The sequence below is a fragment of the Streptomyces sp. NPDC026092 genome (assembly GCF_040638605.1).
In the GTDB taxonomy this organism is placed as follows: domain Bacteria; phylum Actinomycetota; class Actinomycetes; order Streptomycetales; family Streptomycetaceae; genus Streptomyces.
In genome coordinates, this window is record NZ_JBEZYN010000022.1 from 58,519 (window position 1) to 80,495 (window position 21,977).

Sequence of the window (21,977 nt, forward strand, 5' to 3'; positions counted from 1 at the left end):
CACCATGAACACCGGCCCCGCGACGAGGAACAACCCGGCGGCGATCTCCGCCCCCACGAGCGCGAACAGCGCCGTGGCGACGGCGGCCACCGCCATCGTCAACATCGCCAGCCTGGTCACGAACGATCCCTCCCTCGGTGACGGAACTCCCCTGGGCCTGATCCAGGACGCGGCCGTCGTCATCGAAGGCGACCGGGTCGTCTGGGTCGGTGAATCAAGCAAAGCACCGGCCACTGACAACCGGGTCGACGCGGGCGGCCGGGCCGTGATCCCCGGGTTCGTCGACTCCCACTCGCACCTGGTCTTCGCGGGCGACCGCACGGCGGAGTTCAACGCGCGGATGTCGGGCCAGCCGTACAAGGCGGGCGGCATCAGGACGACGGTGGCGGCGACGCGCGCGGCGAGCGACGAGGAGCTGGGAGCGAACGTGGCCCGCTTCCTGCGGGAGGCGCTGCGCCAGGGCACGACGACGTTCGAGACGAAGTCGGGCTACGGCCTGACGGTGGAGGACGAGGCGCGGGCGCTGCGGATCGCGGCCGAGCACACCGACGAGGTCACGTACCTGGGCGCGCACATCGTGTCCCCGGACTACGCCGACGACCCGGCCGGCTACGTGGACCTGGTGACGGGCGAGATGCTCGACGCCTGCGCTCCGTACGCCCGTTGGGTGGACGTCTTCTGCGAGAAGGGCGCCTTCGACGGGGACCAGGCGCGGGCGATCCTCACGGCCGGCAAGGCGAAGGGCCTCCACCCGCGGGTGCACGCCAACCAGCTCTCGTACGGCCCCGGTGTCCAGCTGGCGGTGGAGCTGGACGCGGCGAGCGCGGACCACTGCACGCACCTGACGGACGCGGACGTGGACGCCCTGGCCTCGGGCGCCACGGTGGCGACCCTCCTCCCGGGGGCGGAGTTCTCCACCCGGGCGCAGTGGCCGGACGCCCGCCGCCTCCTGGACGCGGGCGTGACGGTGGCTCTGTCGACGGACTGCAACCCGGGCTCGTCGTTCACGTCGTCCGTCCCGTTCTGCGTCGCGCTCGCGGTACGGGACATGGGCATGACCCCGGACGAGGCGCTGTGGTCGGCCACGGCCGGCGGTGCGCGGGCCCTCCGCCGTACGGACGTCGGTCGCCTGTCCCCGGGCGCGCGGGCCGACCTCACCGTCCTGGACGCCCCTTCCCACGTCCACCTGGCCTACCGCCCGGGCGTACCGCTCGTGTCGGAGGTCTGGCGACAGGGAACGCGGGTCGTCTGACAGCGCCCGGCCGAGGGGTCGACCACGACCCCTCGGCCGGGACAGAGCTGAAGTCGAGACGGCCGCTCAGTCGAGGCAGAACTCGTTGCCCTCGATGTCCTGCATGTTCTGGCACGACTCGTTGTACTCGTCGGCCAGCAGGAGCTGCCCGCGCACCGCGCCGAGCGCGACCAGGCGTGCGCACTCCGCCTCCAGGGCGGCGAGGCGCTCCTCCCCCACGAGCCCGGTGCCGACCCGGACGTCGAGGTGCACGCGGTTCTTCACGACCTTGCCCTCGGGGACGCGCTGGAAGTACATGCGCGGGCCGACCCCCGAGGGGTCCATGGCGACGAACCCCGCACCCTGCTGCTCGGGCGGCAGGGTCCGCTCGTACGCGTCCCAGTCGGCGAACCCCTCGGGCGCCGGCGGGACGACGTACCCCAGCACCTCGCACCAGAACCGGGCGACGCGCTCCGGTTCGGCGCAGTCGAACGTGATTTGGACCTGCTTGATCGACGCCATCGGCCCACCATAGGACGCGCGCGTTCCTACGATCCAGGGGGGAGAAGTTCGCGGGTCAGGGTGAAGGCGGCCGAGGCGGAGGCCAGCAGGGCGTTGATCCTGCCGAGGACGCGCGTGGTGCGGTCCGCGTCCTGCGCGTCGACGGCGGAGGCGAGGTCGTCGGCGTACTCCCGCGCCCGTACCGCTTCGTCGGGCGTCGCGGTGTCCGCGTCCGCGTCCGCCCGCAGGGCGTCGATCAGCCGCTGGTGCGGGATCTCGAGCGCGCCGGCCCGGTTTCCGTAGCCGCCGTGCGCGCTCGCATGAGGGCTGTTGACGTTCGCGACCAGATTGCCGTCCTTCACGGAGATGTTCACCCCGTCGCCTCCTGTCCAGATGAATTTGTCCCGGTACTCCGACCAGCCCTTGCGCGTCACGCTGTACCCGCCGAACCGCCAGCCCTTGACCTTGATCAGCTTGTGCTTGAGGGGCTCGGCCAGGATGTGCATGGCGTCCGCCCGGTTCCATCCGCGCTCGGCGAAGTAGTCGTTCATCGCCACATGGACGCCCGGCTGCTGGGCCTGTCGGCAGATCGCGCGGAACGCCTGCCCCTGGCTCATCTCCAACTGGCCCTGGGCGAGCGTCGGCTGCGGCAGCCGCCACCGGTGCACGACTCCGCGGATCCACACGAAGATCGCGTAGATCAGCCAGCAGATCAGGCCGACCAACACGATGTGCTCGAAACCGAACGTCATGCTCAAGCCTCCCCCGAAAGCTTCAAGTCACCGCATGGTACGGGGAGTTGGGAGCGTCAAGGGTCGGGAGTCGCAAAGATGGCGCGGATGGCGCGGAAGGAGCGGGTGTTGCGGACGGACCGCGCGCGGCAGGAGTGCGTGCGCCGGGTGGCACCCAACCACCACGTCCCATTGGTCCCTTGATCACCACGAATTCCCCTCGGTCACAGAGTGGTCGAGTAGCCCTGTCCCGGAGGGATTTCGACCGGTACCGTCCTGTAGCGGCAGGACTCAGGGGGGAAGACCGGGGGGTCGGAGAGTTGAGCGCTGTCCGTGATCAGGCTGTCCGCGTGCGGGGGAAGCACGCGGGACGGCCGCGAAAAGTACAGGTCGTGGCGCCGAGAGAGCTCGGGCCTCGGGAGATCGAGGCGTGGCGGGAGCTGCGGGGGAAGACCGGGGCGCCCGAGAACCCGTTCATGGGGCCCGAGTTCGCCCTCGCCGTCGCCGCCGTGCGGCCGCGCGTGCGGGTCGCCGTGTGGTGGGAGGACGGGGAGCCCGTCGGGTTCTTCCCGTACGAGAATGGGGCGTTCGGGCACGGGCGGGCCGTAGGCCTCGGGGTGTCCGACTGCCAGGGGGCCGTGCTGCGGCCCGGTCTCGCGCCCTCGCCCCGGACGCTCCTCCGCCTCTGCGGGCTCTCCGCCTGGGAGTTCGACAACCTGGAGGACGGGCAGGGTGTGTTCCTCGGGGGCTCCGGTGGCACCCCCGAGGCGTTCGCCTCGCCCGTCATCGACGTCGGCGCGGGATATGCCGCGTACGAGGACGTCCTACGGGTCCAGTCGCCCAAGTTCCTCAAGACCACGCTCGCCAAGGAGCGCCGGCTCGGGCGGCAGGTCGGGCCGCTGCGGTTCGTCTTCGACGAGCGTGATCCGGCCGCCCTGCGCACCCTCATGGAGTGGAAGTCCGCGCAGTACCGCAGGACCGGCCGCCGCGACCGCTTCGCCAAGGAGTGGATCAACGGCCTGGTGCGGGGGCTCCACGCGCTGCGCGAGCCCGGCTGCTCCGGTGTCCTGTCCGTCCTCTACGCAGGTGAGCGGCCGATCGCCGCCCACTTCGGGCTGCGCTCCCGCACCGTCCTCTCCTGCTGGTTCCCGTCCTACGACCCCGAGTTCGCGAAGTACTCGCCCGGTCTCGTCCTCCATCTGCGGATGGCGGAGGCCGCCGCGGCCGCCGGGATCGGCATGCTCGACCTCGGCCGCGGCGCCGCCGAGTACAAGGACGCGCTCAAGACCGGTGAACTGACCGTCTACGAAGGGTCGGTGACCCGGCCGAGCATCCGCGCGGGACTCCACTGGCTCGCCCACGAGCCGACCCGCCGCGCCCACAGCTACGTACGCAACCGGCCCGCGCTCGCCGCGCGCGGCCGCCGCACCCTCAACCGGCTCGCCCGCCTGCGCGGCGGCGTCGCCGGTCAGCCCTGAGCCGACAGCGGGGGAATCATGCGCTTGCGACCACGAGCCGTCGTCGACCTCGACCTCGGCTCACCCGAAGGACCCGTCCTCTCCCTGCGCCCCGCGCCCGGCGGCCCGCCGCCCGGACCCGGTGACGTCTACGCCCTCGTACGGCTCCGCGGCCGACCCGCCGCCACCGTCCTCGGGCACATCGGGGAGGGCGACGACCCGGCCGAGGTGCTGGCGGCCGTTGCCCGGGAGCGGCTCCTGGCCGCTCCGGCCAGTGATCCGTCAGGCATCCCGCCCGCCGAGCCGTACGCCGCCCCGCCCCGCGCCTGCGTCGTCGTCGCCACCCGGGAGCGCGCCGACCAGCTCGCCCGCGCCCTGGACTCGCTCCTCGACCAGGACCATCCCGACCACGACGTCCTCGTCGTGGACAACGCGCCGCGCACGCGGGAGACCGAGGAGCTCGTCACCCGCAAGTACGGCGACCGCGTCCGGTACGTCCGCGAGGACACCCCCGGGCTCGCCGTCGCCCACAACACGGGCCTCGCGCACGCCCGCGCGGAGATCGTCGCCTTCACCGACGACGACGTCGTCGCCGACCCGCACTGGCTGACCGCCCTCACCGCGCCCTTCGCCGCCGACCCGCGGCTCGGCTGCGTCACCGGGCTCATCCTGCCCGCCCGGCTGCGGACTCCCGCCCAGATCCTCCTCGAATCGCACGGCGGCTTCGCCAAGGGCTTCGCGCCCCGGCTCTACGACCCGCTGCGCCCGCCCGCCGACGAGCCGCTCTTCCCGTTCACCGCGGGGAGCTTCGGCTCCGGCGCCAACATGGCGTTCCGGACCCGGGCCCTGAAGGCCGCTGGCGGCTTCGACCCGGCCACCGGCACCGGCACGGCCGCCCGCGGCGGGGACGACCTGTACGCCTTCGTCGCCGTCCTCTCCGCCGGGTTCCGGCTCCGCTACACCGCCGACGCCCTCGTCTGGCACCACCACCGCGAGAGCCCGCAGGACCTCCGTAACCAGGCCTTCGGGTACGGAGCCGGCCTCACCGCGTACCTCACCGCCACCCTCGTCCGCCGCCCCGGCCTGTTTCCCGCGCTCCTCGCCCGGCTGCCGCGCGGCCTCGCGCACGCCAGGAACATGACCGCGCGGCGAGAGGTGGCGGAAGGCACCGGCGTGCCCGGCGCGCACGGCGAGCACTCCCACCCCTGGCCTCGCAGCCTCTCCCGACTGGAGCGACGCGGCATGCTCTACGGCCCCCTCGGCTACGCCAAGGCCCGCCTGCGGAAGGGGGGTTCGAGATGAGCGCACCCGCCCACACCCGGATCCCGGTCCTGCTCTACCACGCCGTGTGCGACGACCCGCCCGCGTGGATCGCCGAATTCACCGTCACGCCCAAGGAGTTCGAGGCCCAGCTCGACGCGATCGTCGACAGCGGCCGGACTCCCATCACGGTCGGCGTCCTCGCCGACCATCTCGCGCGGCGCGCCCCGCTGCCGCCCCGGCCCGTCGTCCTCACCTTCGACGACGGCTTCGCCGACCTGCCGGGGCGGACCGCCGAGGCGCTCGCCGCCCGGGAGCTGCCCGCCACCGCGTACCTGACCACCGGGGCGATCACCCCGGGCCGGGCCTGTCTGCTGCCGCCCGCGCCGATGATGGCCCTCGGCCAGGCGTCGCTCCTGGAGCAGTACGGGATGGAGGTCGGCGCCCACACCGCGACGCACCCGCAGCTCGACACGCTGCCGCCGAAGGAGCTGCGGCGCGAGCTGCGCGAGCCGAAGGCCGTCCTGGAGGACGTCCTCGGCCACCCGGTCCGGCACCTCGCCTACCCGCACGGCTACAACAGCCCGGCCGTGCGCCGGGCGGTCGCCGCCGCCGGGTACGCCTCGGCGGTCGCCGTGCGGCACGCGCTCAGCTCCGAGACCGACGAGCGGTACCGGATCGCCCGGCTCATCGTCCGCCGCGGCCACACCGTCGCCGACGTCGAGCACTGGATGGACGGCCGGGGCGCGAAGGCGGCGCCGTACCCGGACTCGCTGCCGACGGTGGGCTGGCGGCTGTACCGCAGGGCCCGGGCGCTGGTCAGGGGCCCGGAGTTCGCGGGCTGAGGTTCGGCCGCGAGAGCCGAGCGACGACGGATCCGTAGGCAGTACGCAAGAGGCAGTACGTAGGGGGAGTGCGACCGTGCAGCAACGTGTGCCCGCGCCAGTCGAGGAGAGCGGCGTGTCTCCGCTGCCCGCCGCCCGGCGGCCCGAGGCGGAGCCGGACGCCGGCGCCCCCGCCTCCGCTCCGCCGCGCCGGTGGCGCGTACCGCGCGCACCGCGCCCGGGCCCGCACGCCCTCCTCAGCGCGCTCCCGCTGCTCGTGGCCGCCGCCCTCTGGCTGTACGCGCTGCCCCGGATCGGCTTCCGCGACATCGCCGACTACGGGCTCCTGGACCGCTTCCCGCTCGCCTTCTACGCCTCCCTCGCCGTCCTGACCTGCGGGTTCCTGGTGACCCTTCGCCGGGCGGGGACGGCTCCGTGGTGGCCGGCCGCGTACAGCGTCGCGATGCTGGTGGCGCTGAAGGCGCCGCCGGCGATCCTGTACGACTCCGTCCGCTACGCCTGGGCCTCCAAGCACGACGCCGTGATCAGCCGGCTGCTCGCCCAGGGCACGGTGTACCCGCAGCGCGAGCTGTCCGGCGGGATGTCCGCGTACGACCAGTGGCCCGGGTTCTTCTCGCTCGACGCGGCCCTGGTACGCGCCTTCGGCGTGGAGTCGGCGGCCTCGTTCATCAACTGGGCGCCGATCGCCCTGGGCCTGCTCACCCTCCCCGTCCTGCTGCTGATCTACCGCACGTTCAGCGACGACTGGCGGCTCGTGTGGACCGGGGTGTGGATCTTCCAGCTGGCCAACTGGGTCGGCCAGGACTACCTGTCCCCGCAGGGCTTCGCGTACCTGCTCTATCTGACCGTCTTCGCCGTCGTCGTACGGCACTTCGTGCGGCCCGGGTCCGCCGGCCGGCTGCGCGACCGTACGCTCCTCGACCCGGCCGCGGCCGCCGTGCCACCGCCGACGACCGTGCGGCAGCGCGCGATCGCCGTGCTGATCGTCGCCCCGCTGATCGCGACCATCAACGCCTCGCACCAGCTGACCCCGGTGATGCTGTGCGCCACGCTCTTCGCGCTCTGCCTCACCCGCCGCTACCGCAACGTCGGGCTGCTCGTCGTGACCGGCCTGATCATGCTGGCCTGGGACCTCACCATGGGCCGGGTCCTCTTCCTGGAGACCATGAGCACGCTGAAGGACTCGGCGGGCGACCTGCTCTCCAACTCCCGTGCCGGTTACGCCGGTGAGCCCACCGGACCCGGGCCCGAGCTGGTCGGCGCCGCCAACATCGTGATGGTCCTGGCGCTCGCCGCGCTCGCCGGCACGGCGGTGCTGCTGCGTCGCCGGCTCGTCCGCAGCGCGCTGCCGCTGCTGCTCGCGGCGGCGGCGCCCGTGCCGATGTTCGCGGTCAACGACTACGGCGGCGAAATGCTCTTCCGCGTCTACCTGTTCGGACTCCCCGGCACGGCGTTCTTCGCCGCCGCCGCGCTGGTCCCGGCGGCGGGCGCGGCCGGCCGGGGCGCGAAGGCGGCCCGGCGCGTGGCCGCCGTCGCGCTGCCGCTCGCGCTCACGGCCCTGCTGGCCGGCTTCCTGCCCTCTTACTACGGCAAGGAGGGCATGCACTACGCCCCGCCCGCCGAACTCGCCCTCACCCAGCGGGCCTACGACCGGGCCCCGGACGGCGCGCTGATCCTCGCCACGACGGGCTCGTTCCCGGGCGCGTACTACCGCTACGACCACTACGAGCGCTGGTTCTTCACGGAGCAGGAAGTGCCGGAGAACCTGAAGATGCTGAAGGACCCGGCGGGTTACCTGGCCCGGGGCATCCCGGAGGGCCGTCCGGCGTTCGTGATCCTGACGCCGACGCAGGAGAAGGCGGTCATCGGCGAGGGCTACCTGCCGCCGGGCAGCTTCCGCACCCTCCAGGAGGACCTCAAGCGCTCCCCGCTCTTCCACGTGGTGGAGGAGACCGAACACGGCCTGGTCCTGGAATACCGCCCGAGCCCGTCGCCGACGCCCTGACCAGAGGGAGTACGTAAGCCATGGCACCCGCACCCGCACACCTCCGGCTCAGAATCGGCCTCGCGGCCTCCGGCTGGGTCGCGCTCGGCGCCACCGCGCTGCCGGGCGGCTCCCCACTGCGCTGGATCCCGGTCCTCGCCTTCGTGGCGCTCGCGCCAGGGCTCGCGCTGCTCCACCCGCAGCCGGGCGGGCTGCGCCCCGGCGCCCGCCTGGAGGCGCTCGCGCTCGCGGCGCCCGTGAGCCTGTCGCTCGCGGCGCTCGCGGCGACGTCGCTGTTCCTGGTGAAGGGCTTCTCGACGACCGCGTTCCTGATCTCGCTCGCCGTCTTCGTGACGGTCGTCGCCGTCCTGCCGGGCGTCCCGCTGCCGGCGGCGACGCGGGGCGCGGTGGAGCGGGAGAGCGCGCGAACCAAACGAAAGCCCGGTGGCGCGCGATGAGCCGAGGCCATGCCGCGCCGCCGCCGCGCAGGTCACCGATGATGGCGATAGCCCTGGCGGCGGTCGGTGCGCTGGCCGCCGCGATCGGTGTCTGGAGCACCCAGGACAGGGACGACCGCTGCGCGCCCGACCGCAAGCTCGTCCTGCCGTGCGAGGGCGCGTGGTGGGGCGCGTACATCCCGTACGACGAGAACAGCTCGCTGACGAAGCCGGTGTACGCCTTCGAGCGAAAGATAGGCCGCAAGCTGGATGTGATCTACACCTACCATGACATGTCGGGGAACCCGACGGACGGCGAACTCCTCACCCCCGACGAGGTGGAACTGGGCGAGGACCGGCTGCTGATGCTGGCCTGGGAGTCCACCGTGTGGAAGGAGAAGCACCACGCGGGCTGGAGCGAGACGCAGCTCGGCTGGAAGAACATCGCGTCGGGGAAGTACGACGCCTCGATCATCGACCCGCAGGCCCGCCGCCTGAAGACGTACGGCAAACGGGTCTTCTTCTCCTTCGACCAGGAGACGGACATGCGCATCAAGGAGGGCGCGGGCACCCCGGAGGAGTACGTCGCCGCCTACCGCCACCTCCGCGACCGCTTCGAGCGCCTGGGCGTCCGCAACGTCGTCTGGGTATGGACGGTCTCCGGCTACCTGGGCAACGCCGACACGATGAAGGCGCTGTACCCGGGGGACGCGTACGTCGACTGGATCGGCATGGACCAGTACAACTACTACCAGTGCCACAAGTCCCCCAACTGGCTGGACTTCGAGGCGAGTCAGCGCCCGACGTACGAGTGGCTCCGCAAGACGATCTCCGCGAACAAGCCGATCATGCTCTCGGAGTTCGCCACGGCCCCCGACCCGACCCGCCCCGGCCGCCAACGCGACTGGTACACCCAGATCCCGAAGGTCGCCCCCACCCTCCCCAGAGCCAAGGCCTACGTCCACTGGAACCGCGCGGTCCCAGGGGGCCCATCCTGCGACCTCACGGTCGACTCGGGCCCGGCGCTGGAGGGTTACCGCTCGGCCGGCCTGGACCCGTACTTCAACCGCTGAGGCCGCTCCCGCGCACCTGTCCGGTCAGGTCCGTCCCCGCAGGCCCCGTACCGCGAGGGCCGTCATCGTGGCCCCGCTCATGCCCAGGAGGATGGGCAACGGGGCCTCGGCGAAGGTGTGCTGGGCTGCCCAGCCTGCCCAGGTGAGGATCCAGACCGTGCAGGCCGTCACGCGGACGCTGGTGCCCAGGGCGTGGAGGAGGACGGCGGCGAGGGCCAGGCAGAGGGCCTGGAGGGCGATCGGGAGGGCCGTCAGGGCTTCGGTGGGGACGAAGGCCGGGGTCAGGGTCGTGCCCGGGCCCGTTGCCGTCTCCGGGGTGAGGCCCAGGAGGGGTGGCGCGAGGTGCAGGGCCAGGAAGGTCGTGGCCAGGACCGTCGCCGCGTAGAGGCGCCGTACCTGGCGGCGCGCCACCGCCGCCGCGTGCAGGGCCACCAGCAGGACCCCGGCGCCCAGCGTGACCGGCGGGAGCGCGGCGATCAGTTCCGTACCGGAGAGGCGGTCCGCGGCGACCGCGTCCGTGTGGGCGAGCGGCAGCCAGAAGAGGGCCGTGGCCAGGGCGAGGAGGAGCCACAGGACCGTGCCGGGGCGGTCCTCCCGGCCGTCGGCGTCGTCCGGCACGGCGATCGGGCGCGGTACGTACACCGGCAGGCCCAGCGTCGATGCCTCCCTCGGTGCCCACTCCTGTTCCGCCGCCCGCCGCGCCCAGCTCGTGCCGTACTCGACCTCCGTGCGACCGCCCTTCAGGGCCGCGCGCAGTCCGGGCGCCGAGGCCGCCGCCATCAGCGTCATCGAGCCGAGCATCGCGAGCCCGGCCCCCGAGATCCCCACCGGGCCGAGGAGCAGCGCCGCGCTGCCCAGGACGAGCACGCACATCGCGCCCTGGAGCGCGGCCAGCGCGCCCGTACGCCCCTGGACCCGCAGCACCCCGATGTACAGCTCCACGGCCACCCGGGGCAGCGCGGCCGCGGCCAGCAGGCGCAGCACCGTCGTGCCGTGGTCGGCGTAGTCCGGGCCGAACGGCGCGAGGATGTACGGCGCGAAGACGACGAGGAAGACGACCACGGGGACAAGGAGCAGCGCCATCCTGCGCAGCGCCCCGCGCACGCCCTCCGCCAGCGACTCCGGGCTGTGCGAGGCGTGCGCGGTGAGCGAGGAGGCCATGTTGATGGCCATGAACTCCATCGTGCCGCCGACGGTGTACGCCGTGTAGAAGAACGCGTTGTGCGCCGCGTCGAAGCGGACCGCCACCATCACCGGCAGCAGGTTGATCATGGCGAGGCTGAACAGGGCCCCCACCGAGTCCCCGGCCATGAAGCGGCCGATCTCCCGCATCGCCGGCGGCTCGCGGTCGCGGTCGGCGCGGGCCTGCCGGGGGATGAGCCGGCGGAAGACGAGCCAGCCGAGCGGGACGACGGACAGCGCGATCGCCGCCGACCAGGACACGAAGACGCCGAGGACCGGCATGGTCGTGGCGAAGGCGGCGAGCAGGAGCAGCTTGCCGATGGAGAAGCCGGCGTTCCCGATCGGCACCCAGAAGGCGCGCCTGAGCCCGGTGAGGACGCCGTCCTGGAGGGTGAGGAGCGCCCAGCCGACGCAGGACGCGGTGAAGAAGAGACCGGCGGAGAGCGAGCCGAGCGGCGCGTACGACGGGCCCCACCAGTCCAGCGTGAGGAGGAAGACCCCGCACGCCAGGGCGACCACGACCGAGCTGACCAGGTAGATCCGGCCGACCAGCGGGCCGGTGGCCCGGCCGGCCCGGGGGACGTACCGGACGACCGCGCCGATCATCGTCGTCGCGGTGATGGAGGCGAGCAGCCGCTGCGCGGCGATGGCGGCGGAGCCCTGCCCGACGGCCTCCTCGGAGTAGTAGCGGGCGGCGACCAGCCAGAAGCCGAGTCCGAGCGCGGCCGAGACGCCGGTGGAGAGCATGAGGGCGTACGCGTTCCGGAACATCGAGTCCCCGCCCGACGCGTCGGGGCCCGGCTGCGACACCTCCTGCGCCCGCTCCTGCGCCGCCCCATCCGGCTTGTGCAGCCGGACGGACTCAGCCACGGTCGCTGCCGTCGCTGCTGCCGTCTTCGTACCGCACCGGCCGTACCCCCGCCGCGTCCAGCACCCCGATCACCTCGGCCGCCCGCCTGGGGTCCACTGGCAGGGCGTGCCGGGCGAACCAGGTCGCCGGCTCCGGGGCGGGGGAGGGGTCGGTGAAGAGTTCGCCCGCGTACCGGTCGAGCGGGGGGTCGTAGAGGTAGCCCGTGACGATCCGGCGGCGGGCGAGCGCGGCGATCGCCGCGTCCCTGTCGTCGACAAGGAGCGGGACCCGGAACAGCGGCTGGATCCCGGCTCTCTCGGCGCACGTGCCCCACTCGCTCGCCGCGAGCCGCTCCGTACCCGCCCGGTGGACGGCGAGCGTGGTGTCCAGGCGGGCCAGGAGACGTTCCGTACGGCGCAGCCTGACCGCGCCCGCGCCGAGGCGGTAGTCGTGCATGTCGACGCGGACCCAGGAGTGGAAGGGCGCGAGCCCCGGCGCGGCGGCGAGCGCCTGCTTCAGCTCGTCCGCCCGCAGCGGCATCCGGATCTCCTCGCGCTCCTGCCGCCCGAGCAGCCGCAGTGTGGCGTGCGCGGCCTTCACGAGCCGCAGCGCGCGGACCGTGGCCTCGGCGTACGGCCGTACGAGATAGGCCAGTTCGGCGGTCGTACGGGACGGGTGCAGCAACTCGTCCCGTGCGGCGGCCAGTTCGGCCCGCTGCGCCGGGTCGGCGATCGACAGGAAGCCGCCGGTCTTCGCCCCGGTGTGCTTGGAGAGGCTGAACACGGACGCCTCGCCCCAGGTGCCGACCGGGCGGCCGCCGATCCGCGAGCCGATGGCGTGGGCCGCGTCCTCCAGGAGCGGGATGCCCAACGCGTCGCAGTGGGCGCGCAGTTCGGGAGCCGGGTCGGGATTCCCGTACAGGTTGGTGGTGAGGACGGCGGAGAGCCCGCGCCAGACGGACTCCGGTACGGCCGCGATGTCGATCGAGCCGTCGCGCGGGTCCAACGGCGCCTGGACCGGACGCAGTCCGGCGGCCAGGACCACGAAGAAGATCACGTCGTCGTTGACCGGCGACATCAGGACCCGGCCGCCGGGCGCGCACCAGTGGCGCAGCGCGAGATAGAGACCGAAGCGGCACGACGGCACATGGAGGCACTCCCTGCCCCCGAGCCGGCCGCGCATGCGCTCTTCCAGTTCCGCGTACGCAGAAACCATGCGATTCCCCCCTGAACCCCGGCCCAATGTGTCCCATTCCGGGCGACCCGTCAATAACGCGGAAGGGCCTGTCCGGTGAAGAACAGGCCCTTTCCACAGGTCACTTGGGGTGCCCGGAAGGGGGTGCGCCGGAGCGCGGGGGAGAGCGCCTCGACCGGGGTCACTCCTCCTGGGTCACTCCTCCAGAGTCAGCCCCTTGCGCAGCCGCGTCAGCGTCCGCGAAAGGAGACGGGAGACGTGCATCTGGGAGATGCCCAGCTCCTCGCCGATCTCCGACTGGGTCATGCCGGCGACGAACCGCAGGGAGAGGATGCGCCGGTCGCGCGGCGGCAGCGAGGCGATCATCGGCTTGAGGGACTCGACGTACTCGATGCCCTCGATGCCGTGGTCCTCGTAGCCGATGCGGTCCGCGAGCGCACCCTCGCCGTCGTCCTCCTCGGGCTGGGCGTCCAGCGAGCTCGCGGTGTACGCGTTGCTCGCGGCCATGCCCTCGACGACCTCGTCGCGGCTCAGGTCGAGCTCCTCGGCGAGTTCGCCGACCGTGGGGGCGCGGTCGAGGCGCTGGGCCAGTTCGTCCCCGGCCTTGGCGAGGTCGAGGCGGAGTTCCTGGAGCCTTCGCGGAACGCGCACGGACCACGAGGTGTCGCGGAAGAAGCGCTTGATCTCGCCGACGATCGTCGGCATCGCGAAGGTGGGGAACTCGACGCCACGGGTCAGTTCGAAGCGGTCGATCGCCTTGATGAGGCCGATCGTGCCGACCTGGATGATGTCCTCCATCGGCTCGCTGCGGGAGCGGAACCGGGAGGCCGCGAACTTGACCAGGGCCAGGTTGAGTTCGACCAGGGTGTTGCGGACGTAGGCGTACTCGTGCGTGCCCTCTTCGAGGGCGTCGAGACGGGCGAAGAGCGTCTTCGAGAGCGCCCGCGCGTCCAGCGGGTCGACCTGGTCGAAGGGACCGATGCCGGAGATCTCGTCGAACTCGGCGATCCCGTGAAAGTCTTGGGGGGTGGGGGGTTGGGTGGGGGTGTGGGCGGGGGACTGGGGTGCTTCTGCCGACGGCGCGTCGTGGGTACGCGGGACGTCGAGCCGGGGTGACATGGTCTCCTCCATCGCTTCTTCCTGCTGCGGTTTGCGGCGCCTCCGAGCCGGTCGTGTGCGAACGTTCCTTACTAGCCCTACCTGCTCGACGCACACGCTGGCAAGTGTCAATTGTCCGGTTTGCGGGGGTGTGTGGTGGTGTTCGGGTGCAAGCCTTGACGCCGCGCTTGTATGGTTCGTGGCACGTCATCCGTCATCCGGCATCCGCGAGAGCGAGAAGAGGCACGGGCATGGACCGCCAGCACATCGGCAGCACGCAGCCAGGACGGCTGCGGGTCGAGGTCCGCACCGTGGGGGCGAGCGAGGTGCTCACCCCCGTGGGTGAGCTCGATCACCACACGGCCGAAGTGTTGCGTGCGCCACTCGACCGCGCGCTCGAAGCGGGCCGCTCACGGCTCGTCGTCGACTGCTCACAGCTCGACTTCTGCGACTCCACCGGCCTCAACGTGCTCCTCGGGGCCCGCCTGAAGGCCGACGCCGCGGGGGGCGGGGTTCATCTGACGGGGATGCGGCCGATGGTGGCCAGGGTCTTCGAGATCACCGGTGCGGACGTCGTCTTCACCGTGCACGAAACGCTTGCCGCGGCACTGCCCGACTAGTACGCGACCGGCGGGCGGGTGTCGTCCGGAGATGACCGGGCAGGAGAGCCCCGGTTTCGTCCGTTGTCTGGTGAATCTTTCTGGTGGATTCGGTGAGGTGAAGCGCTGATGGACACTGCTGCCGGTGGCAGGGAGGTCGAGGAGTCGGTGGGTTCCGTCGTGGACGCCGCCGTTCTCGACGTACGCACGCTCGCGCTCGGCGCCACCAGCGGGACCGTTCCGCTCGCCCGCGACTTCACCAGGACCGCGCTGTACGACTGGGGCTGGCTGCCGGCCGCGACCGCCGACGCCAGAGCGGCCGCCGAGGACGTCCTGCTCGTGGTCTCCGAGCTGGTGACCAACGCCTGTCTGCACGCCGAGGGACCCGAGACGCTCCGCGTGGTGCGCCGGGCCAAGGTGCTGCGCCTCGAAGTCACCGACGTGGGCGCGGGGCACCCCGCGCCGCGCACCCCGCACCGGGCCGCGCGACCCGGCGGGCACGGCATGTTCATCGTCCAGCGGCTCTGCCTCGACTGGGGCATCGCGCGCACGGCGGGCACCCCCGGCAAGACCGTCTGGGCGGAACTCGCCGCGCCCTCCTAGGGCTTGACTGGCCGTGACGCGCGGACCGATGTGATCGAGCCCACTTTCGGTCCTCCTCTTGTCTTCCCTCCTCAAGGCCCCAGGCGTACCTTGACGCGCAATCTGATGTGCCGTCAGTAACTTCGCGTGAGGGGTGCTTGGATCGTGCCGTACCGAAGGAGAACAGCGTTCGCGCTGGCAGCGGCGGCTGCGGGCTCGGCGGTCCTGGCCTCGGCCCCCGCCGCGCACGCCACCGTCGTCGACGTGAACTACGCCTGCGAGACGAAGATCGGCCCGAAGAGCGCCGTCTCGCCCGTCGACATCAAGGCCGAGAAGAGCGGCTCCGGTTACACCATCACGATGTCCTTCGAGAAGGGCGTCTCGGACAGCCCGATCGAGCTGCCCAAAGGGGTCATGACCCCGCGCGCCGAGCTCAAGCTGGGCGGCGCCGACTCGGGCACGCTCAAGGTCAAGGGCACGCCGAACACCGAGGCCATCCCGCCCAACACCCCCATCAAGATCGGGCAGTTGACGGGCACGTACACGCCCAAGAAGAGCGGCAAGGTCACCTTCACGGCCGGCCTGCTCACCGTCCACGCGCTCGGCATGGACGCGGCGGTCTGTACGCCGACGAACAACCCGGCGCCCGCGCTCGAACTCGACGTCACGGCCGCGGGCGGCTCCTCGGACTCCGGCGGCGGCTCCGACGACTCGGGCGGCGGCCAGTCCCCGAGCGGCGGCGAACTGCCCAAGACCGGCCCGCTCGACTCCGCGACGGCGCTCGGCACGCTCGGCGGCACGGTCCTCCTGACCGGCGCGGCCGGCGTGCTCTGGCTCACCCGGCGCACGGCTCGCTGATGCGGGGGGCGTGGGCCGGGACCGTGACCGCCGTCACCGCGCTTCTCGGAGCGGTGGCGGCGGCGCCCGCGCCCCCACCGGCCTCCGGATGGACGGCGGGTGCGGCCGGGGCGAGCGAGCAGCGGCCGTACGTCTACCTCGAAGGCGCGGCGGGCAGCGTCCTCCAGGACACCCTCTCGGTGAGCAACCCGGGCGCGCGACCGCTCACCGTACGGCTCAGCGGGCAGGGCACCCCGCTCGCCTTCGCCGCGCGGACGGTGACCGTACCGGCGCGGACGCGGGCGGACGTGCCGTTCGCGGTGACCGTGACCGCCGACACCGCCCCCGGCGACCACCGGGGCACGGTGACCGTGGCGGCCGGCGGGCGCGAGGTGCGGGTGCCGGTGCACCTGCGGGTCAGCGGGCCGAGCCTGGCGGCGCTCACGGTCGAGGACGTCACGCTCGACGCCTCGGGCACCCTGACGTACACCCTGGTCAACCGGGGCAGCACGGTCCTCGCGCCGAAGCTCTCCGTGCGCGCGGAGGGCGTCCTCGGCACGGTCCTCGACCGCCCGTCCCGCGCCCTGCCGCTCACCCTCCGCCCCGGCGAGCGCGCCACCCGCGCCGAACCCTGGCCCGACCCGCCCGCCCTCGACTCGGTCACCGTCCACGTCCGCGCGACCGCGCCCGGCGCGACGGCGGCGGAGGCCCGCGCCGAGCGCGTCTTCGTGTCGACGGGCGCGGCCAGCGCCGGCACGGGCGCCCTGCTCGTGGCGGCGGGAGCGGCCGCCCTGGTCCTCCGAAGACGCCGGGCCGGTGCGGTGGAGGAGCCCCTCGACGAGACCGGGATCCCGGTGGAACAAGCCCAGTTGGTGGACGTGACGGCAGGAGCGGACCGATGAGAACGAGCGGTACGGGACGGCGCGCGGGCGCGTTCGCCGGGGCGGTGCTCGCCGCCCTGCTCCTCGCTCTGCTGCCGACCGTCGCCCAAGCCCAAGCCCAAGCGCAGGCCCAGGCGCGGGCGTCCGGGCCGACCGTCGCGCTGTCGCAGACCGAGGGCGGCAAGGGCGGCGAGATCACCGTGAGCGGCGCCGGGTGGAAACCGGGCGCGCTGCTCATGCTCCTGATCTGCGGCCAGGGCGAGCCCGGGAAGGGCGTCGTCGGCGGCACCAACTCCTGCGCCAACACCGAGGGCCGCGCGGCCACCGTCGACGCCAAGGGCGCCTTCAGCCAGAAGATGCCGGTCGCCGAACCGCCCAAGCCCTGCCCGTGCGTGGTGCACGTCGCCGGGGTCACCGGCCAACAGGACGTCGTGGACGTGGCGTTCACGGTCGCGGGCCACCCGACCGCCCCGCTCCCCGAGGCCACCGGCACCGGCAGGCTCGCCGTTCTCGCCGCCGTACGCCTCGAAGGCTCCAGCGGCGTCCTCGTCTGGTTCGGCGCGCCCGCCCGCCGCGAGGTCGTCTTCACCGTCGGCAACCTCGGCCAGACTGCCGTCAAGGACCCGGTCTTCCAGGTCGGCACGAGCCACGGCGTCTTCTCGCCGCAGTACGAGGAACGGCAGTGGCGCGGCACCATCCAGCCCGGCAAGAAGGCCCAGATCAAGCTGCCCGTCGAACTGTCGGCGGGCGCGCACGGCGACTACGAGGTCTCGGTGAAGTACGCCGGGAAGGTCCTGGTCGACCAGCCGTGGGGGGTCGGCAGGCCCTGGGGCGTGACGCTCTTCTGGCTGCTGCTCGCCGTGGTCGTCCCGGCCGCGCTCTTCCGGATCGGGATGGCGGTGGTGGACCGGGTCAGGCCCGGCGGCGCCGCCGGGGCCCGCTCCGGCCACCGGGGCCTGCGCCGCACTCTCGTCCGTACGCCTCTCGTGCGTACCCCCGAACCCCGCCCCGCTCCCGAGCGGGACGAAGCCACAGCCACCACGGTCCTGCCGTGGTTCACCCCGGACTCCGCACCGTCCGCACCGTCAGAGATCAGCCCGACGACGAAGGGACATCAGTGAGCACGCAACGGAGGATGAGCGCGGCGGGAGTCGCGCTGATGCTCGGCGGCGCGGGGATCCTGCTGGCCGCCAGCCCCGCGCAGGCGGCCGAGGTCTCGTACAAGACCGAGTGCATTCCGCCGTCCATCTCCGGTCTTCCACCGGTGCAGGGCACCACGAAGGTGGAGATCACCGCGCCGGCGGAGGCGAAGGTCGGTGACGAGGTCGAGGTCGTCTGGAAGACGGTCGAGGCCGCGTCCAAGAACCCCGACGTCCTCGACCTGGAGAAGGACACGGTCAAGCCGACCGGTGAGATCAAGATCGGCGGCGCGGCGAGCGGCACGCTCGCCATGGCGGGCCCGCGCTCGAACCCGCCGATCCCGAAGAACAGCCCGATGAAGCTCCCGGACATGAAGGGCAAGCTGAAGCTGGACAAGGCGGGCGAGATCACGCTGACGCCGGACAAGTACAACATCAACGTCTCCAAGCCGCTGTCGACGGACACGAAGTGCGCGCCGAAGGAGGCGGTGCCGGTCGCGGCGAAGATCAAGGTGACGGAGGGCGGCGGAGGCTCGACGACGTCGGGCGGTGGTACGACGACGTCCGGCGGCACCACGACCACGTCGGGCGGTACGACGACGTCCGGGGGCACGACCACCACCTCGGGCGGCACCACGACCTCCGGCGGCAGCACCTCCGGCGGCGGTGGCGGGCAGACCGACTTCACCGGCAAGGAGGTCGCGGTCCAGTTCTCCTGCCAGTCGCCCGGCCCGGCGAACATCACCTCCAAGGTCACCATCAACGCCAAGAAGAGCGGCGGGAACTACGAACTGACCGTCAAGACCGCCAAGGGCGTCATGGACAGCCCGGCCCCGCTGCCCGCGGGCGCGCTCAAGCCGTCGATGGCGGTCAAGCTCGGCGGCGCCGACAGCGGCACGGTCAAGGTCGAGGGCCCGGCGAACGCCGCCCCGCTGGAGCAGGGCAAGCCGGTCGACCTGCCGGACATGAAGGGCACGTACAAGCCCGGCGCGAACGGCAAGTCGACGCTCAGCCCCGGCACGCTGACCATCAACGTCTCGCTCGGCGGCTCGCCGATCGTGATCCCGTGCCAGGTCAAGGGCTCGGTCCAGGCCTCCCTCGAACTCGACACGTCGAAGGTGGACGGCGGCGCGGTGGGCGGCGGCGGTGACGCGGCGGCCGGCGGCGGCTCCGCCGACGGCGGCTCGGGCGGCCTCGCCAACACCGGCGCCGAGGACGACGGCGCCCTGCGCGCCCTCGCCCTGGTCGCGGGCACGGTGATCCTCCTCGGCGGCGCGGTGTTCACGTTCACACCGTGGGCGCGGCTGAGGCGCTGACGTAGCGGTACGTCCGGAAACGGCTGAGGGCCGCCGCACCGAAACCGGTGCGGCGGCCCTCAGGCACGTACGGAGCGTCCGGAGCGAGGCGTCAGTGGACGCTGCCCATCATCGCCTGGACCTTCTTGCGGTACATGTAGACCGCGAATCCGGCGAGGACGGCCAGGGCCGCCTGCAGTCCGATGATTCCTGTGCCGTTGAGGTCCACGCCCGCCAGCGAGAGCAGACCCGTGGTGCAGTCACCGGCGGTGACGGCGAGGAACCAGACACCCATCATCTGGGAGGCGTACTTCTGCGGCGCCATCTTGGTCGTCACGGAGAGGCCGACCGGGGAGAGGCAGAGCTCACCGATGGTCTGGATCATGTAGATCGAGACGAGCCACATCGGGGAGACCTTGGTGCCGTCGCCCGCCATGCCCATCGGAACGATGAAGACGAAGAACGACGCGCCGACCAGGACCAGGCCCATCGCGAACTTCACGATGGTGTTCGGCTCCTGGTTCTTACGGGCCAGCCAGAGCCACAGCCAGGCGAAGACCGGGGCCAGCGCCATGACGAAGAGCGGGTTCAGGGACTGGAACCAGGTGGCCGGGAAGCTGAAGCCGAAGAGCGAGTCGGCGGTCTTGCCGTCGGCGAAGAGGGACAGCGTGGAGCCGCCCTGGTCGTAGATCATCCAGAAGACGGCGGCGGCGACGAAGAACCAGATGTAGCCGTTCATCTTCGACTGCTCGCCCTTGTCGAGGTCCTTGTCGCGCTTGATGCGGACCAGGACGGCGACCGGGATGATCAGACCCGCGAGGGTGATCGGCACGAGCGCCCACTTCAGGGTGTACATGCCCATCGCGATGACGGCGCCGTAGAAGACGGCGACGGCGACGACGGTCAGGCAGACCTTGACCAGGATGCTCTTGCGCTCCTCGGCGGAGAGCGGGTTCGGGACGACGTTGCTCTTCGGGCTCAGGCTCTTGGTGAAGGCCAGGAAGCAGGCGAGGCCCAGGCCCATGCCGACCGCGGCGAGGGCGAAGCCCAGGTGCCAGTTGACCTTCTCGCCGAGGGTGCCGACGGCGAACGGGGCGACGAACGCACCGAGGTTGATGCCGATGTAGAAGAGCGTGAAGCCACCGTCACGGCGCGGGTCGTCCGGGCCGTTGTAGAGGTGGCCGACCATCGTGGAGATGTTGGCCTTCAGCAGACCCGAGCCGACGGCGACGAGCGCCAGGCCGACGAAGAACATCGCCTGACCGGGGATGGCCAGCGAGGCGTGACCGGCCATGATCACGAAACCGGCGATCGTGACGGTCTTGCGGGCGCCCCAGACACGGTCGCCGAACCAACCGCCCGGCATGGCCATCAGGTAGACCATCGAGACGTAGACGGAGTAGATCGCCGTCGCCGTGGCCGCCGTCATCGCGAGGCCGCCACCCTGGCTGCCGGTCGCGGCGTCCGCGCCTCCGGAGACCAGGTACAGGACGAGGAGGGCCCTCATGCCGTAGTAGGAGAAGCGCTCCCACATCTCGGTGAAGAAGAGGGTGGCCAGGCCGCGGGGGTGGCCGAGGAACGTCTTCTCGGAACCAGGGGTTCCGGTCGAAGCCGTCGTCAGGCTGGACGCCATGTCGATCCTTGCTCTGTCGGGACGCGCGCCTTGTGAGCGTGGTGCGCCCGGTGGGGGAGGCCGGCACCGGGGGGAGCTCGGTCGCACCCCGCCGGGATCCACGCCCCGGTCCGCGTCATCGCGTACCGGAACCCGGCCCACAGGTCATTCACTGTCCTCAAGGTTGGCGATGCCGACCTCGTGCAGAAAAGAGACCCTTGGCGTGATTAGCGAGCCAAAGGTCCCCGTTTACCGCTACAGACGTCTCGACACCATACGACACCACAGTGCCTGAATTGGAAGCACTTGAGAGATGGATCACAGGTGACCAAGGAACCAACGGTCGCCAATCCAAGGTCATGGGCAGGATATCCACCCTGATCCGCAGGGGCCGACCCGAGCCTGTGGATCATGCCCCGGGGTGTCGGCGGCGCGGACTACCATCACCCCATGACCCGTGTACTGCTCGCCGAGGACGACGCATCCATCTCGGAGCCGCTGGCCCGCGCGCTGCGCAGAGAGGGATACGAGGTCGAGGTGCGCGAGGACGGACCGGCCGCCCTCGACGCCGGCCTCCAGGGCGGCATCGACCTCGTGGTGCTCGACCTCGGACTCCCGGGCATGGACGGCCTGGAGGTCGCGCGGCGGCTGCGCTCCGAGGGGCACACGGTTCCGATCCTGGTCCTGACCGCCCGCGCCGACGAGGTCGACACGGTGGTCGGGCTCGACGCGGGCGCCGACGACTACGTGACGAAGCCCTTCCGGCTCGCCGAACTCCTCGCCCGGGTCCGGGCCCTGCTCCGGCGCGGCGCCACCGAGCCGGCCGTCGCCCCCGCCACGCACGGCGTGCGGATCGACGTCGAGTCGCACCGCGCCTGGATGGGCGACGAGGAGCTCCAGCTCACCGCCAAGGAGTTCGACCTCCTGCGCGTCCTCGTCCGCGACGCGGGCCGGGTCGTCACCCGCGACCAGCTGATGCGGGAGGTCTGGGACACCACGTGGTGGTCCTCCACGAAGACCCTCGACATGCACATCTCCTGGCTGCGGAAGAAGCTGGGCGACGACGCGGCGAACCCGCGGTACATCGCGACGGTCCGCGGCGTCGGCTTCCGCTTCGAGAAGAGCTGACGGACCCCGGCCGAGGCCCCCGCGACCGAGCCGGCCGAGGGACACGGCCCGTGGCCCGTAG

20 protein-coding genes are annotated in these 21,977 nt (G+C 72.2%); 14 read left to right on the plus strand and 6 right to left on the minus strand.

What is annotated here, in order from left to right:
- Positions 1-4 precede the first annotated feature (4 nt).
- Positions 5-1,252: an imidazolonepropionase gene (gene hutI / locus AB0F56_RS29550; RefSeq protein ID WP_362014911.1), complete on the plus strand. Its 1,248-nt coding sequence runs from the start codon at positions 5-7 to the stop codon at positions 1,250-1,252.
- A 66-nt stretch (positions 1,253-1,318) separates the two neighbouring features.
- Here the strand turns inward: hutI and AB0F56_RS29555 are convergent, their stop codons facing one another.
- Positions 1,319-1,753: a VOC family protein gene (locus AB0F56_RS29555; protein ID WP_362014914.1), complete on the minus strand. Its 435-nt coding sequence runs from the start codon at positions 1,751-1,753 to the stop codon at positions 1,319-1,321.
- Between the two features lie 26 nt (positions 1,754-1,779).
- Positions 1,780-2,484, minus strand: coding sequence for a hypothetical protein (locus tag AB0F56_RS29560; RefSeq protein WP_362014917.1), 705 nt, complete (start codon positions 2,482-2,484; stop codon positions 1,780-1,782).
- Between the two features lie 371 nt (positions 2,485-2,855).
- Between AB0F56_RS29560 and AB0F56_RS29565 the strand changes: the two genes are divergently transcribed.
- The 6 genes from AB0F56_RS29565 to AB0F56_RS29590 all read left to right on the plus strand — a co-directional run bounded on the left by AB0F56_RS29565 (position 2,856) and on the right by AB0F56_RS29590 (position 9,519).
- Positions 2,856-3,941 (plus strand): GNAT family N-acetyltransferase, encoded by a 1,086-nt coding sequence (locus tag AB0F56_RS29565; protein ID WP_362014919.1) that lies wholly within the window; start codon positions 2,856-2,858, stop codon positions 3,939-3,941.
- Positions 3,942-3,959: 18 nt separating this feature from the next.
- A complete protein-coding gene (locus AB0F56_RS29570) occupies positions 3,960-5,222 on the plus strand; it encodes a glycosyltransferase (RefSeq protein WP_362014922.1) in 1,263 nt (420 codons plus the stop codon).
- Positions 5,219-6,025, plus strand: a complete 807-nt coding sequence (locus tag AB0F56_RS29575) for a polysaccharide deacetylase family protein (protein ID WP_362014925.1) — start codon at positions 5,219-5,221, stop codon at positions 6,023-6,025. The genes AB0F56_RS29570 and AB0F56_RS29575 overlap by 4 nt, the downstream gene beginning before the upstream one ends.
- A gap of 115 nt (positions 6,026-6,140) precedes the next feature.
- A complete protein-coding gene (locus tag AB0F56_RS29580) occupies positions 6,141-8,030 on the plus strand; it encodes a hypothetical protein (protein ID WP_362014928.1) in 1,890 nt (629 codons plus the stop codon).
- Positions 8,031-8,050: 20 nt separating this feature from the next.
- Entirely contained in the window at positions 8,051-8,467 is a 417-nt protein-coding gene (locus AB0F56_RS29585) for a hypothetical protein (RefSeq protein ID WP_362014930.1), read from the plus strand.
- On the plus strand, positions 8,464-9,519 hold the full coding sequence (locus tag AB0F56_RS29590; RefSeq protein WP_362014933.1) for a glycosyl hydrolase: 1,056 nt from the start codon (positions 8,464-8,466) through the stop codon (positions 9,517-9,519). Before AB0F56_RS29585 ends, AB0F56_RS29590 begins: the two co-directional genes overlap by 4 nt.
- Positions 9,520-9,543: 24 nt before the next feature.
- On the opposite strand, the gene AB0F56_RS29595 is transcribed toward AB0F56_RS29590, so the two are convergent.
- From AB0F56_RS29595 to AB0F56_RS29605, 3 genes are all read right to left on the minus strand, one after another.
- Entirely contained in the window at positions 9,544-11,472 is a 1,929-nt protein-coding gene (locus AB0F56_RS29595) for a lipopolysaccharide biosynthesis protein (RefSeq protein WP_362015057.1), read from the minus strand.
- A gap of 91 nt (positions 11,473-11,563) precedes the next feature.
- The gene (locus tag AB0F56_RS29600) at positions 11,564-12,766 is read right to left on the minus strand and encodes a DegT/DnrJ/EryC1/StrS family aminotransferase (RefSeq protein WP_362014936.1); all 1,203 of its coding nucleotides are present in this window, start codon (positions 12,764-12,766) and stop codon (positions 11,564-11,566) included.
- A 174-nt stretch (positions 12,767-12,940) separates the two neighbouring features.
- Positions 12,941-13,876, minus strand: a complete 936-nt coding sequence (locus tag AB0F56_RS29605; RefSeq protein WP_362014938.1) for an RNA polymerase sigma factor SigF — start codon at positions 13,874-13,876, stop codon at positions 12,941-12,943.
- Between the two features lie 218 nt (positions 13,877-14,094).
- Between AB0F56_RS29605 and AB0F56_RS29610 the strand changes: the two genes are divergently transcribed.
- The 6 genes from AB0F56_RS29610 to AB0F56_RS29635 all read left to right on the plus strand — a co-directional run bounded on the left by AB0F56_RS29610 (position 14,095) and on the right by AB0F56_RS29635 (position 19,197).
- Positions 14,095-14,463 (plus strand): STAS domain-containing protein, encoded by a 369-nt coding sequence (locus AB0F56_RS29610; RefSeq protein ID WP_362014941.1) that lies wholly within the window; start codon positions 14,095-14,097, stop codon positions 14,461-14,463.
- A 108-nt stretch (positions 14,464-14,571) separates the two neighbouring features.
- Positions 14,572-15,045 (plus strand): ATP-binding protein, encoded by a 474-nt coding sequence (locus AB0F56_RS29615; RefSeq protein ID WP_362014944.1) that lies wholly within the window; start codon positions 14,572-14,574, stop codon positions 15,043-15,045.
- 144 nt (positions 15,046-15,189) lie between these two features.
- Entirely contained in the window at positions 15,190-15,882 is a 693-nt protein-coding gene (locus tag AB0F56_RS29620) for a peptidase (RefSeq protein ID WP_362014946.1), read from the plus strand.
- Positions 15,879-16,763, plus strand: coding sequence for a hypothetical protein (locus tag AB0F56_RS29625; protein WP_362015059.1), 885 nt, complete (start codon positions 15,879-15,881; stop codon positions 16,761-16,763). Before AB0F56_RS29620 ends, AB0F56_RS29625 begins: the two co-directional genes overlap by 4 nt.
- A complete protein-coding gene (locus AB0F56_RS29630; RefSeq protein WP_362014948.1) occupies positions 16,760-17,863 on the plus strand; it encodes a hypothetical protein in 1,104 nt (367 codons plus the stop codon). The genes AB0F56_RS29625 and AB0F56_RS29630 overlap by 4 nt, the downstream gene beginning before the upstream one ends.
- Before the next feature lie 14 nt (positions 17,864-17,877).
- Entirely contained in the window at positions 17,878-19,197 is a 1,320-nt protein-coding gene (locus AB0F56_RS29635; RefSeq protein WP_362014951.1) for a hypothetical protein, read from the plus strand.
- Positions 19,198-19,288: 91 nt separating this feature from the next.
- On the opposite strand, the gene AB0F56_RS29640 is transcribed toward AB0F56_RS29635, so the two are convergent.
- Positions 19,289-20,809 carry an oligopeptide:H+ symporter gene (locus AB0F56_RS29640; RefSeq protein WP_362014954.1) on the minus strand — a complete coding sequence of 507 codons (1,521 nt, stop codon included), beginning with the start codon at positions 20,807-20,809 and terminating at the stop codon, positions 19,289-19,291.
- A 429-nt stretch (positions 20,810-21,238) separates the two neighbouring features.
- On the opposite strand from AB0F56_RS29640, the gene AB0F56_RS29645 reads away from it, so the two are divergent.
- The gene (locus tag AB0F56_RS29645) at positions 21,239-21,916 is read left to right on the plus strand and encodes a response regulator transcription factor (RefSeq protein ID WP_362014956.1); all 678 of its coding nucleotides are present in this window, start codon (positions 21,239-21,241) and stop codon (positions 21,914-21,916) included.
- Positions 21,917-21,977 lie beyond the last annotated feature (61 nt).